The sequence below is a fragment of the Paenibacillus sp. OAE614 genome (assembly GCF_040546645.1).
Lineage (GTDB): Bacteria > Bacillota > Bacilli > Paenibacillales > Paenibacillaceae > Paenibacillus_AQ > Paenibacillus_AQ favisporus.
The window spans coordinates 1182895-1194847 of sequence record NZ_JBEPOD010000001.1 but is presented as its reverse complement, the minus strand read 5'-3'; the positions used below and the strand labels follow the sequence as shown (position 1 = coordinate 1194847).

Here is an 11953-nt window from a genome sequence, read left to right as displayed (position 1 = left end):
TAAACTAGGACTCGATCAGATGCTTGATCTTCTTCTCCAGATCCTTGGACGGCAGAATGCCCAGGATCACATCCTGCACGACGCCGTTCTTGTCGATCAGCACGTTCGTCGGGAACACGGCTCCTTTGTACTGGTCGTAAATGGTTCCTTTCAGGTCCAGCATGACCGGAAAGTTCACGTCGTATTTCTCGACGAAGCTTTTGGCGTTTTTCTTGTTGTCGTATTTGGTGACATTGATGCCGTAAATATTCAGGTCATCCTTGTATTTCTCCGCCAAGGCATGCAGCTCGGGCGCTTCCTGCTGGCACGGATCGCACCAGGAGGCCCAAAAATTCACCAGAATAGCCTTGTCCTGCGCCCCGCCGACACGGTATTCCTTCCCGTCGAGCCCCGTGGCCGTGAAAGCCGGTGCCAGATATCCCGCTTGCGGCTTCGTTTCGGTCGGCATCGGCTTCTCCTGCTGAAAGGCAGCCTGAATTTTGTCGCCTGCACTTTGGTAAACTACAACACCCGCCAGCACCAAAAAGGCGAGCAGAATGTACAAATTACGTTTCATGGATGTCGTCCCTTTTTCTTAAAGTGGTATCCCTTATATTTTACCCTCTTTTCACGGGAACTTACAAATGAACTGCAAAATTTTTCCCAACGACCTATTTGGCTTGCCCACAGTGCATTTGCCGAACATGTCCCTTGCGATTGTACAGGCATCCCGCTACACTTGACATGATATGAATGCACAAAAAAAAGAGCCCCTGCCAAATGCAGAGGCCAAAGTGAGAGGGGAGAATACGGTTGACAGAGCTTCACGTACACGACGAAGAAATATGGCTGGATGCTGCTTGCGCCCACGGATTGGCGGAGCAGCTATTTCTTCATCGGCCTTATGAAGCCTGCGGTGTACTGCGGGGTAATGCTGCAGCGGGCGGCATGCGAATCGAGACGTTGATCCCGATCCGCAACGTAGCGCCTGACCCGCTGCACCGCTTCACCCTAGATCCCCATGAGTGGGTCCAGCAGTGTCTGAACCCTTCGGGACTGCTCGGAATCTTTCATACGCATCCACACACCGTTCCCGCTCCGTCCGAGGAGGATTTGCGTCAGCTCCCGCTTTTCGGGGATTTGCTTCGTATCTACTTGATCAGCTCCCCCGACCAATCGGGATCTTCCATCCTGACTCAGGCTTACTTCATTGAACGATCAGCGGCAGGCGATTTTCATCTCCGCCCAGCCCGGTTACGCATGGCTTAAATAGGCGTACAGGTCGCCCAGCGTCTCTACCTGTCTCCTGCGCGATATGTCCCGTAGGTACATAACCCACAGCTTTGCGGTCATCTTGGCATCCTCCAAAGCGTGATGCCTTCCCTCGATCGGAATATTTTTCGCCATCAGCAGGTCGTCCAGCGCAAAGCTCGCGCGCTGCGGCTCCAGCCAGCGGGCAATCATCATCGTGTCGATCACCCGGTGGCTGAGGTTCACCTTCGAGGTTTTCCACAGTGCCGCATTCAAAAAGGATTTGTCATGGGCGCTCGCATGGGCGACTAGCACCCTTCCCCCAACAAAATTCATGAAACCGTGCAGACCGTCCATCAGCGGCGGCGCTTCGTTGATCATCGCCTGCGTAATCCCCGTCAATCCGGTAATGTGGGACGGCACCGGGCGTTTGCATTGAACGAGGCTGTAGAACGACTCATCCTCTTTGATATCGCCGCCTTTGACCCGAAGCGCCCCGATCGACAAAATTTCATCGCCCTGCTGAACGTTAAATCCCGTCGTCTCCAGATCAAACACGACGGTTTCCAGCTCGCTGAGCGGAGTATGCAGAACCTCCGGCCGCCGTTGTTCTCTCATCAGCGAGCGGATAAACGCCATCTGCTGTGCGGAGGATCCTCCCATCACTGAAGCAATCGCCGAGGGCATGCCTCCCTGCCGAAGCAGGCTCCAGAACCCGCTGTTCCCCCGCTCCGGCGTCTTCATGGTCTTCTCCTCTCCGCGAAACGGAGCTGACGCTGCAGCGCCCGGTGAGTCCGCCTGACGACGGTCAGGCTTTCGCGAAGCTCATACATCAGCGACCTTTTCTTGAGCTCCTTCTGCGGAATGTAGCCGCTGCTCATGAAGATGCCCCTTTCTTCGCGGTGGGGGGCGGTCGACCTCAGCATCAAGGCGGTAAGAAAGGCGCGCTGCACGTTCTCCAGCAGCATGTTGCCCCCGTCCAGCACCATCAGTCTCTCCAGCCGTTTCAGCGTGGATGATTCCTTAACTCCCTGCTGGAGGGCCATATATCGGACGCTGTTGACGATCGGGATGTACACCCCGTATTTCACGTCAAAATCTCCGGCATGTTCTCCAAACCGTTCGGTAACGACCTGGCCGAGCAGATTTAGCGTTGCTTTATGTCTGACCGTATTCCGCAGAATCGCGATCGCCAGCTCCGGCGTTTCATCGAGACACTTTCCGAAAAAAGCCTTCCACGACTCAGAAAGTGTGCGATCACCAGAAATATAGCGCATATCTGTAGCGATAATCAGGTAGCGAACCGGTTCCCAGCTGAAGTCATTGCGCCAGCGGGAGAGCTGCGTTTTCCAACCCTCCAGCGTTTTGCGCCACAGCGGCTCGGAGCACATGACTTTCCCCTTGCATTTTTCATAGCCCAAATATTCAAACAGGTCCGACAGCCGTTGACCGAAGATTTGAAAGTAAGCTTCCTTATATGCATCCGGCTCGTCGCTGATAATAAGGCCGTTATCCTGATCGCTCCACAGCGTCGACTCCCTACGGCCCGCACTGCCGAATACGACGAAGGCGTAGGAGACGGGAGGCAGGCCGTAACCGGCCTCCTCCAGTTCCCGCTCGCAGATGTCGACGGCTCTGGCCGCGATCAAATCATGCATTTCATTGACGAGTGCAGACCAGGCCCCGATCGGCATGTCAGCGAACATTTCCTGAAGCTGTTCCTGGCAGTCCAGCCGCCGACTCCGAAGCTCTTCACGCGAGTTCGCATAAGCGATCGTACCGAGGTCCAGATCACATGATTCCGACTTCAGCGGTTCCATACGGTTCACCCCCTCCATGGTGAATTATATTCATTCATATTTCTTTAGACTTAGGTAAAGGACTCGTTGGTTCCCGCAGACGGCTTAGGAGCAGATGCGGAAGACGCCGATGGTCTGATCTCGGAATCAACGAGCAGCCTCATTTGCTCCGGATAGCCGTAAGTGCCGTGTTCGCTGATGTCCAGACCCATCATTTCTTCTTCTTCGGTAACGCGAATTCCCATCGTTGCTTTCATAATAGCGATGACGATAAAGGAGATCACGAGAACGAATACGAACGCCCCGAGGACACCCAGCACTTGAACGCCCAGCTGCGAGAATCCACCGCCATAGAACAGTCCGGGTTTTCCGACGCCAGTAATCTCAACAAGCTTTGGCGTTGCAAACAACCCTGTGGAAACGGCACCCCAAATCCCGGCAATACCGTGTACGGAAAAAGCGTAAATCGGATCGTCAAGTCCCGCTCTCTCAAACCATTGAGCCGTGAAGAAGGTAATGATACCGGCAACCGCACCGATCACGATCGCTGCCCACGCATCTACGAATGCACAAGAACCGGTAATAGCAACGAGAGCGGCCAAAACGCCGTTCAGCATGCTAGGGATATCTGCTTTGCCGAATATTGCCCAGGAAATCAGCAAGGCGGCAACAGCACCGGCAGCTACAGCCAGGTTGGTGGTCAAGGCCACATATCCGAAAAATCCGTCCATCAGCGGTGTCAGCGCACTGCCGGGGTTAAAACCGAACCAGCCGATCCACAGAATAAACACGCCAAGTACCGATAATACCTGATTATGACCCGGAATGCTGTTAGGCTTGCCGTCCTTGTTGTATTTGCCAAGGCGCGGCTTCAGCATGTAAGTGATGACCAGGGCTGCGGTCGCACCTGTCAGATGTACGACGGTCGATCCGGCGTAGTCCTGCATACCCAATTGGCCCAACCAGCCTCCGCCCCATACCCAGTGGGCAACAACCGGATAAATCACGATCATAAAAATGGTTCCAAATACGATATATACGCTTAATTTTGCGCGTTCCGCCATACCGCCGCAGGCAATGGCCAGCGATACGGCCGCAAAGGACAGCTGGAACAAAAACTTAACCGTCAGCGACGCATCCGATGCGGATAAAGAATCAAAGGACGCTGCCATGGAATCGCCGGTCAGGAAAAATCCCGTCGTTCCGAATAAACTGTTCCCATTGCCGAATCCAAGGCCAAAACCAACTGCCCAGAAGACGACGATGGCAATTCCGAGTGTCAGTACGGTCTTCCCTGCGATATGACCCGCGTTCTTCATCCGTACCGTACCGGCTTCCAAAAGCGCGAAACCCGCCTGCATAAAAAACACGAGCATAGCAGCCATAAATACGAAGAAGGTGTTCAACCCAGCCTGTAGTTGAACGTTGGTCGCCCCGTCATCGGCTGCAAAAACCGTTACGGGAAACGTCAACAATGTAAGCATTAATAACATAATTCCTAACCATTTCCTTTTCATGTACCCCATTCCCCCAATGTCAATATTTCTAACACAAAGTGAAATTCTTAATGACATTATAAGCCGATGGTCCTGAAATTGACAAGATATTTTTTGAAAATACTGAAAAATTGTTTCTGATGTAATATTAACTTACAATGTCAGCTTTACAGGAAAAGCATGACGTTTGACTGTACGGTTCGGATTCATGTATCATAATTTAAGTAATATAATATGGAAACGAGCATTCGTTTAATTTCCTGCGAGGTGATATAGGATGGGGATATGATACTGTATCGGATCGGTGAATTAGCTAAGGCTGGTGGTGTCAGCGAGCGTACAATTGATTATTACACCAAGCTGGGATTGATTTTTCCAGAGAAGCGCACGCTTAAGAATTACCGTTTATACAGCCATGAAACCTTGGTCCGGCTTAAACGTATTAATGAATTGAAACAAGAGAAATATAGTTTGGATGAGATTAAAGAGATGCTTGAGAAGTGGGATTCGGTTCCGGAAGAGAAGCAGGTGTCCGACAAGCTGTCTCACCTCGAGCTTCATATGCAGCAGCTGCAGCGCGAAGTGAAGGAGCTCGAACCGCTGATTAAGCAAATGAAGCCAAGCCATGCGCGGCTGGTGCTGCTGAATCTCCTCCCGCAAGGTGCGGCGTGCATCGAGGCCATTCGCCTCTTCCTTGAACAGCACGGCCCAACCCTCTAGTTTCCCGCAAAATAAAGCAGGAGGTATGGAAATGTATTTCGACGGAATGTATATACTTATCATTATTGCATTTCTGTTTTCGCTCTGGGCACAGTTTCGAGTTCAGGGTACCTTCAAGAAGTGGTCCACGGTTCAGGCGAACAGCGGCATGACCGGATATGACGCGGCCCGGCACATGCTGGATATCCACGGGCTGCATGACGTGCCGATCGAACCGGTAAGGGGAGCCCTCTCCGACCACTACGACCCGATTAACCGCGTCGTCCGCCTGTCGGAACCGGTGTATTACGAGAGCTCCATCTCGGCGATTTCCGTTGCTTGTCACGAGATCGGCCACGCCATTCAGCATAAGGAGCACTATCCGATGCTGGTACTGCGCCACCGGATTTTCCCGATCGTCAACTTTGCATCTGGACTTGCTCCGATCCTTCTGATTGCCGGTTTCCTTTTCCAATGGCTTGGACTGATCGGACTCGGCATTATTTTCTTCTCCGTTGCGGTTGCTTTCCAGCTGATCACGCTGCCGGTTGAATTTAACGCAAGTAACCGGGCCCGCGAGATTATGGTTTCGGAAGGATACATCACGAACGAAGAAGAACGCGGCGTGGCCAAGGTGCTGAACTCCGCAGCCCTGACCTATGTTGCAGCGGCGCTGGTTTCCCTGCTCGAACTGCTCCGGTACATTTTGATCTTTACGAACAGCAACAACCGTGACTAATACAAACAGGTATGTAAATATCCGACTTCAATATAAAAATACCCCGCGTCGTTTAACCGACCGGGGTATTTTTATTGTTCTGGTGTAAGCCGAAATATTTAAGCAGAAAGGTGCGGAAAGACTGGGCCACCAGAGGAAGCTTATCGTCCGAACGATGAATCAGCCCGATCGTGCGGGTGACTTTCGGTTCCGAAATTTTAACGCGTGCCGGCTGCAGCGGATTGGTCTGGAACAAGGCCAGCTCCGGCAGGATGCTGACACCCATGCCAGCCGCCACCAGTCCGCGGATCGTGTCGGTCTCCTCACCTTCGAAGGCGATCTTCGGCGTAAAGCCCGCCTCGAGGCAAGCATGCCAGACAATCGGCCGCAAAGAATAGCCTTTGCTGAAGAGAACGAATTTCTCATCCTTCAGCTCGACGAGCTTGATGCTCTCCTTCTCGGCCAACGGATGGTTCGGCGGCAGAATCGCATACAGCTCTTCGGTCAGGATCACTTCGCCTTCCACATGTTCATGCTTTTCCGGGAAAGGTGAAATGAAAGCCAAATCGACTTCCGCCGAGATCACATCACGGATCAAGGACGGGAACATCCCCTGCTTGAAACGGAATTTCACGTTCGGATACCGGCGTTTAAATTCGGCCACCACGGAAGGGATCAAATGAATCCCCAGGCTGTGCGGAAATCCGATACGAATTTCTCCCTGCTCCGGATCCAGAAATTCATGAACCTCCATGACCGCCTTATCCAAATCCTTCAGGATGCCCTCCACTCGTTTGCAGAACAGCTGCCCTACGGGGGTTAACTGCAGGTTTCTTCCTTTCTGCATAAATAAGTGGACTCCGAGTTCCTCCTCCAGCTGATGAATCTGCCGGCTCACCGCTGACTGGGCGACATGCAGCTCCTCTGCAGCCTGCGTGACATGCTCCTTCTGTGCTACCTTCAAAAAGTATTGCAACTGTCTTAATTCCACTACTTTCGCTCCATTCTGCTTATACGATACCTGTTCATCCGAGCTTGGCTAGCGGCGCCTTCTCAGCACCCTGGCCATCAGTCCATAAATAAAGAAACCGCCGATCAAACCGCCCATATGGGCTACCCAGTTAATGTTGGATTGCGAAACCCAAGTTACGATAATGCCAACGATCAAAATGCCGTACACGGTTTTCCGGGAGGCGTCGTCCATCCACTGCCGCTGAAATAAGGCGATATACAGATAGGCGCCGTATATGCCGTAAATCGCGCCTGACGCGCCTATGGAAATCAGGATCTCTCCGGTACGGTTGTAATGTGCCACTGTCATCAAATTGCCCAAAATACCGCTTAACAAGTACAGCAGCCCGTATCGCCAAGGACCTAGCAGCCTCTCCAGAGGCGGGGCAAAGACGAGCAGCGCGAAGCTGTTAAACAGCAAGTGAGAAAAACCCGCATGCAAAAACATGGAGCTGACAAATCTCCACCACTCATTATATTGATCGATGTTCGTCAGTGCTCCAAACCGGATCAGCGTTTCATTGTTGGTGGAGCCCCCGTTAAAGGCCATAATGAGAAACATCACCAGGTTGATTACAAAGAGCAGCGTCGTGATCGGGTAGTACTTCAAATAACTTTTCAGATTCTCATAACGTACAAATAACATGTTATCCTTCCTTCTATAACCGAGTAAACCGCCGACGAAATTGGACAATGCCTTTTTAAAAAGATTATAATGGACTTTGTCACGAATCACCAATTTTTGATAACCAGGAAGGAGATTTCATATGGCACAAGAACGTACCAATTCAGCTACATTCAAAGGCAATCCGATTACCCTCATTGGCCCGGAACTTCATGTGGGCGACGCCGCTCCGGATTTCAAGGTCAGCAAAAATTTGCTTGAAGAGGCTACTCTTAAGGATTATGCCGGCAAAATCAAATTAATTAGTGTCGTTCCTTCTCTTGATACGGGAGTATGTGACGCCCAAACGCGCCGTTTCAACGAAGAAGCCGCCGGCCTTGGCGACGACGTGATCGTGCTGACCATCAGCGCCGACCTTCCATTCGCCCAGGAACGCTGGTGTGCCGCTGCCGGAATCGACCGTGTCGTGACCCTTTCCGATCACAAGGAGATGTCGTTCGGCGACGCATACGGTGTTCATATCAAGGAATTCCGTCTGGACATGCGCTCCATTTTCGTCGTGGACAAAAACGACAAGATTACATATGTCGAGTACCTGAAGGAAATGGCCGAGCATCCGAACTACGAAAATGCCGTAGCAGCCGTTAAAGAACTGCTGTAATTCGGCTCAAGCCGCCATGTTCCCATAAAAAGCGGGAGAAAGAGCTGATCTTTCTCCCGCTTTTTCCTTACTCATTGTGTTATTTTGTATTTAGCCAATTTCTTATCCAATATGCCGAACAAGTTTAAAATAATCCGGTAATTATACCCCAGATCCCCCAGCGAGCCCCTGGAGGCGGAATACATATCAACAGCGGTGCGGACTGGACCAACCGATAGCACCGAAATGGTAATATCCACGGTACGGCCAAGCGAGGTTCTCTTCTCCAGCGTGATCTCCCCGACGGAAGACACCTCGTGCAGCACTTTGTAGCCAGGAATTTTTTTAAGTGTCGAGGAGATTTCCTCCCATGCCTTGTCTTTCGATAAATTGTAATAGCGCGTTTTCATTTTAGGATCCTTCGCGCGGTCGCTTGTTCCTTCTTGACTGCGAATGACCCCCACTAGAACTCTCTTTAGCGACAAGACCTTTCCTCCTTTATAGTAAACATCATCAATACTTAACAGTTTATCATTGTTACGGTCAGAACAAAAGAGTAAGTACGGAATGATGCCGGAGATTCAACAAAAAAAACACCCCAATCCGGAAATAGAACCGGCTGGGATGTTCTCTATTCTGCACCATAATGGTCGCAATGGGTTCATCGACAAAATAAAAACCCGCCTATGCCGTCCGGTTAAATTGTCTTCTGAACCTGCTCTAGCAGGTGGGTGATCGCATCAGCGGTTTTGAAGTCCCCATGTCATATAGACAGGGCGTTTCAGCTGCGCTTCATATAGATCTCCCTCAGACATTATCATTGGTTCAAAACAACGATTAACCGTGGCGAACATCGCAGGATGTAGTCTTATTATAGACCGAAATCGTCAGCATGTAAACGAAATGGTAAAAATTTAGAAGAAAATATCGCTTGCTGGCTTAGTTTCTTTTACCCGGCTCATCGCCATTTGAAACGCTTTCCTCGTACCATTCATCTCTCTTGTCCGGATCGCCCTGCAAACTTACGGAATCATCTGCGTCAGCGGCTTCCTGCTGCGCCTCTTCTTCCTTCTGTTTGAGCCGCTCCGCTTGCTCCTGCATCTTCATGTAGGTGCCGTAGAAGTTGAAAAACGCCCACAATGCGATGACGCTTCCGCCAAAGAAGAAGATCAGCGCTGGATACTTGGACCCGATAAACAGGACGACCGCACTCCCGAGCACGGTAGCAAGCACCCGGAAAGGCCGGATGATCGTAATCAGAACCGCGTTCTTCAAAATCTGTCCGATGGACATATGGTAATGAACGATCATCGAGAAAAAGTTGAACATCGACAGGAACAGAACGATCAGCAGGATCAGCATCACAATCCCGATCAGCTGCATATTGCGGAACTGGGTCATATAGACCGTATAATCCACCATCATAATAACCAGCAGCAGCACGTAGAAAATACCGCCGACCATACTTTGTTTGTAGTTTTCCTTGTACGCTCTGAAATAGGTGCTGAAAATTTTAATATCGGTATCGCCCATCACCCATTTGCGCACCACTGCAAACAGCGCCGCCGTTGCAGGGAACAATGTAAACGGTGCCACGATTCCCATGGCCCAGTTCATCTGCAGCGACTCGTTAGCCCCTGTTACCAGCAGCTTCGTCACCAGAAAAAAGAAGAATGGGATCGAACACAGCATCCACAAGATATTGCTGTAAGCTATCCGGGTAATCCACTCTGTAATTTTGTAAATTCCACCCATTGCACCTTTGAATTCCAAGTAAAAGTCTCCTCCTCCACTAACATGCCTGTACCTTAATAATACCGCATTAGGGACATACATTGCCAGAGCCTAATTTCCGGCATCTGGGTGTTGGTCTATACATGCGGGCGAAAACCGTCATAAGATACACCGTAATCCAAAAGAGTTCAACTTTTTGAAGGAGGAAATGATCCATGTCTTATCCTGTTGGTGGAGTTGGTTACGGCTGTCATGGCATGTTCAGTAATGCAGGAGCCATCCTAGTGCTGTTCATCCTGCTCGTTATCATCACTCGCGCATTTATCTGGTAATTTGATGATATGAAAAAAGAGGCGAAGTGCACGCGGCACTTCGCCTCTTTGTTATGTTCTTACTTCTCGAAAGAGTCTTCGCGTTTCGTAGTACGGCGTCCCTCACTGCTGCTGGTCCGCGGTTTGCGGTCGCCGCGGTACGAATCCCCGCGTCCGCTGTAGCTCTTGCTGTAGCCGCCGCGTCCGTCGCCGCGGTCACGGTTGTACCCTCCGCCGCTGCGGCTGCCGCCGCTGCCGCCGCGATAGCCGCCGGACGGTTTGCGTCCGCTGCGCAGGTCCGGTTTGCCGCTGTGACGGCGCTTGACGCGGATCGGGTCTTCCGGCGTCAGCTGGATATCCGAATCCTTTTTCTCGCCTGTCAGCATCTTCAATGCCGCAGACAGCAGCTGCACGGAGTCATACTGCTCCAGCAGTTGGATGGCTAGTCCTTTGTATTCGTTCAATTCGCCCTTCTCCACGGTTTCAAGCAATCTTTCCGCCGTCACGCGCTGTTTGCCTTCGATGGCTTCGGCCAGCGTAGGGAGCGGCTTGCGCGGAATACGGTGGCGGGTTACGCGTTCGATCAGGTGAAGATGATCCATTTCGCGCGGAGTAACGAAGGTCCACGCGGTTCCTTCTTTCCCGGCACGGCCGGTACGTCCGATCCGGTGCACGTAGCTTTCCGGATCCTGAGGGAGGTCAAAGTTCACGACGTGGGTAACGCCGGATACGTCAAGGCCGCGGGCCGCAACGTCCGTAGCTACCAGCACGTCGATGCTTCCGTCACGGAATTTGCGCATCACGGTGTCGCGCTGGTTCTGGGACAGGTCCCCGTGCAGTCCGTCCGCGGAATATCCGCGCTTCTGCAGGGCTTCGGCCAGCTCGTCGACACGGCGCTTCGTGCGTCCGAAAACGATGGCAAGCTCCGGAGATTCCATATCGATCAAACGGCTGAGCGCTTCAAACTTCTGGCGTTCCGGCACTTCGATATAAGCCTGGTCGATCAGAGGTGCGCTGACTTGTTTCGGAATAACGGAAACATGCTCCGGATTTTTCAAAAATTGCTGAGCCAGCTTCTGAATGTTCGGCGGCATCGTCGCGGAGAACAGCATCGTTTGGCGTTCTTCCGGTACCAGCTTCAGGATCGTTTGGATGTCTTCCATGAAGCCCATATCCAGCATTTCGTCGGCTTCGTCCAAAATGACGGTTTCGACGTCGTCCAGGCGGATCGTTTTGCGGTTAATGTGGTCAAGCAAACGGCCTGGCGTACCGATAATAATTTGTGGCTTCTTCTTCAGCGCACGGATCTGGCGTCCGATGTCTTGACCGCCGTAAATCGGCAGCGAGCCAATTCCCTTGAAACGGGTCAATTTTCCGATTTCCTCTGCGACCTGAATCGCAAGCTCCCGGGTAGGTGTCATAATGAGGGCGACGATTTTATCCGTATCTTTGGAAATTTTATTAATCAGCGGAATACCAAAGGCAGCGGTTTTGCCTGTACCCGTCTGTGCTTGGCCAATCATGTCCCGTCCGCTCATTGCGATCGGAATGGATTGTGCCTGAATCGGTGTCGCTTCCTCAAATCCAAGCTCCGTAATGGCCTGCAATACCTTTGGTTCGAGGCCTAATTCTGCGAAATTTTTCAAATTTTTCATACTCCTTCTATAAAGTGGACATACCACAATCTTGT

14 protein-coding genes and 1 other RNA gene are annotated in these 11953 nt (G+C 51.5%); 5 read left to right on the top strand and 10 right to left on the bottom strand.

The window, feature by feature from the left end; genetic code table 11:
* Positions 1–4: 4 nt before the first annotated feature.
* Positions 5–556, bottom strand: a complete 552-nt coding sequence (locus ABIE48_RS06005) for a TlpA family protein disulfide reductase (protein WP_076170227.1) — start codon at positions 554–556, stop codon at positions 5–7.
* A gap of 236 nt (positions 557–792) precedes the next feature.
* Between ABIE48_RS06005 and ABIE48_RS06000 the strand changes: the two genes are divergently transcribed.
* Positions 793–1248 carry a Mov34/MPN/PAD-1 family protein gene (locus tag ABIE48_RS06000; protein WP_186326003.1) on the top strand — a complete coding sequence of 152 codons (456 nt, stop codon included), beginning with the start codon at positions 793–795 and terminating at the stop codon, positions 1246–1248.
* Here ABIE48_RS06000 and ABIE48_RS05995 read toward each other — a convergent pair.
* The 3 genes from ABIE48_RS05995 to ABIE48_RS05985 are packed head-to-tail and all read right to left on the bottom strand — an operon-like array spanning position 1234 to position 4546.
* The gene (locus ABIE48_RS05995; RefSeq protein WP_192715070.1) at positions 1234–1974 is read right to left on the bottom strand and encodes an exonuclease domain-containing protein; all 741 of its coding nucleotides are present in this window, start codon (positions 1972–1974) and stop codon (positions 1234–1236) included. The genes ABIE48_RS06000 and ABIE48_RS05995 overlap by 15 nt on opposite strands.
* Positions 1971–3050 (bottom strand): DUF294 nucleotidyltransferase-like domain-containing protein, encoded by a 1080-nt coding sequence (locus ABIE48_RS05990; protein WP_192715071.1) that lies wholly within the window; start codon positions 3048–3050, stop codon positions 1971–1973. Before ABIE48_RS05990 ends, ABIE48_RS05995 begins: the two co-directional genes overlap by 4 nt.
* Before the next feature lie 50 nt (positions 3051–3100).
* Positions 3101–4546 (bottom strand): ammonium transporter, encoded by a 1446-nt coding sequence (locus tag ABIE48_RS05985; protein WP_076170231.1) that lies wholly within the window; start codon positions 4544–4546, stop codon positions 3101–3103.
* Between the two features lie 264 nt (positions 4547–4810).
* Between ABIE48_RS05985 and ABIE48_RS05980 the strand changes: the two genes are divergently transcribed.
* Entirely contained in the window at positions 4811–5245 is a 435-nt protein-coding gene (locus tag ABIE48_RS05980; RefSeq protein WP_076170232.1) for a MerR family transcriptional regulator, read from the top strand.
* A gap of 31 nt (positions 5246–5276) precedes the next feature.
* Complete coding sequence (locus tag ABIE48_RS05975) at positions 5277–5963, top strand: zinc metallopeptidase (RefSeq protein WP_192715072.1); 687 nt, start codon at positions 5277–5279, stop codon at positions 5961–5963.
* A gap of 52 nt (positions 5964–6015) precedes the next feature.
* Here the strand turns inward: ABIE48_RS05975 and gltC are convergent, their stop codons facing one another.
* Complete coding sequence (gltC, locus tag ABIE48_RS05970; protein WP_076170234.1) at positions 6016–6933, bottom strand: glutamate biosynthesis transcriptional regulator GltC; 918 nt, start codon at positions 6931–6933, stop codon at positions 6016–6018.
* A gap of 48 nt (positions 6934–6981) precedes the next feature.
* Positions 6982–7599 carry a rhomboid family intramembrane serine protease gene (locus ABIE48_RS05965; RefSeq protein WP_192715073.1) on the bottom strand — a complete coding sequence of 206 codons (618 nt, stop codon included), beginning with the start codon at positions 7597–7599 and terminating at the stop codon, positions 6982–6984.
* A 121-nt stretch (positions 7600–7720) separates the two neighbouring features.
* Between ABIE48_RS05965 and tpx the strand changes: the two genes are divergently transcribed.
* Positions 7721–8239, top strand: coding sequence for a thiol peroxidase (tpx, locus tag ABIE48_RS05960; RefSeq protein ID WP_145024898.1), 519 nt, complete (start codon positions 7721–7723; stop codon positions 8237–8239).
* 71 nt (positions 8240–8310) lie between these two features.
* Here tpx and ABIE48_RS05955 read toward each other — a convergent pair whose 3' ends face one another.
* From ABIE48_RS05955 to ABIE48_RS05945, 3 genes are all read right to left on the bottom strand, one after another.
* Positions 8311–8703 (bottom strand): DUF1499 domain-containing protein, encoded by a 393-nt coding sequence (locus ABIE48_RS05955; protein ID WP_076170237.1) that lies wholly within the window; start codon positions 8701–8703, stop codon positions 8311–8313.
* A 188-nt stretch (positions 8704–8891) separates the two neighbouring features.
* Positions 8892–9083: non-coding RNA, 6S RNA (ssrS, locus tag ABIE48_RS05950), on the bottom strand.
* 74 nt (positions 9084–9157) lie between these two features.
* The gene (locus tag ABIE48_RS05945; protein WP_105441574.1) at positions 9158–9991 is read right to left on the bottom strand and encodes a YesL family protein; all 834 of its coding nucleotides are present in this window, start codon (positions 9989–9991) and stop codon (positions 9158–9160) included.
* Positions 9992–10167: 176 nt separating this feature from the next.
* Here ABIE48_RS05945 and ABIE48_RS05940 point away from each other — a divergent pair, with 176 nt between their 5' ends.
* Positions 10168–10284: a sporulation protein YjcZ gene (locus ABIE48_RS05940; protein ID WP_145024902.1), complete on the top strand. Its 117-nt coding sequence runs from the start codon at positions 10168–10170 to the stop codon at positions 10282–10284.
* A gap of 59 nt (positions 10285–10343) precedes the next feature.
* Here the strand turns inward: ABIE48_RS05940 and cshA are convergent, their stop codons facing one another.
* Positions 10344–11909: a degradosome RNA helicase CshA gene (cshA, locus tag ABIE48_RS05935; RefSeq protein WP_145024904.1), complete on the bottom strand. Its 1566-nt coding sequence runs from the start codon at positions 11907–11909 to the stop codon at positions 10344–10346.
* Positions 11910–11953 lie beyond the last annotated feature (44 nt).

Excerpts from the sequence above, each read along its gene's own strand:
- ABIE48_RS05940 (WP_145024902.1), top strand. The coding sequence starts at position 10,168 with ATGTCTTATCCTGTTGGTGGAGTTGGTTACGGCTGTCATGGCATGTTC.
- ABIE48_RS05965 (WP_192715073.1), bottom strand. The coding sequence starts at position 7,599 with ATGTTATTTGTACGTTATGAGAATCTGAAAAGTTATTTGAAGTACTAC.
- ABIE48_RS05995 (WP_192715070.1), bottom strand. The coding sequence starts at position 1,974 with ATGAAGACGCCGGAGCGGGGGAACAGCGGGTTCTGGAGCCTGCTTCGG.
- ABIE48_RS05975 (WP_192715072.1), top strand. The coding sequence starts at position 5,277 with ATGTATTTCGACGGAATGTATATACTTATCATTATTGCATTTCTGTTT.
- tpx (WP_145024898.1), top strand. The coding sequence starts at position 7,721 with ATGGCACAAGAACGTACCAATTCAGCTACATTCAAAGGCAATCCGATT.
- ABIE48_RS06005 (WP_076170227.1), bottom strand. The coding sequence starts at position 556 with ATGAAACGTAATTTGTACATTCTGCTCGCCTTTTTGGTGCTGGCGGGT.
- ABIE48_RS05980 (WP_076170232.1), top strand. The coding sequence starts at position 4,811 with ATGATACTGTATCGGATCGGTGAATTAGCTAAGGCTGGTGGTGTCAGC.
- ABIE48_RS05985 (WP_076170231.1), bottom strand. The coding sequence starts at position 4,546 with ATGAAAAGGAAATGGTTAGGAATTATGTTATTAATGCTTACATTGTTG.
- ABIE48_RS05990 (WP_192715071.1), bottom strand. The coding sequence starts at position 3,050 with ATGGAACCGCTGAAGTCGGAATCATGTGATCTGGACCTCGGTACGATC.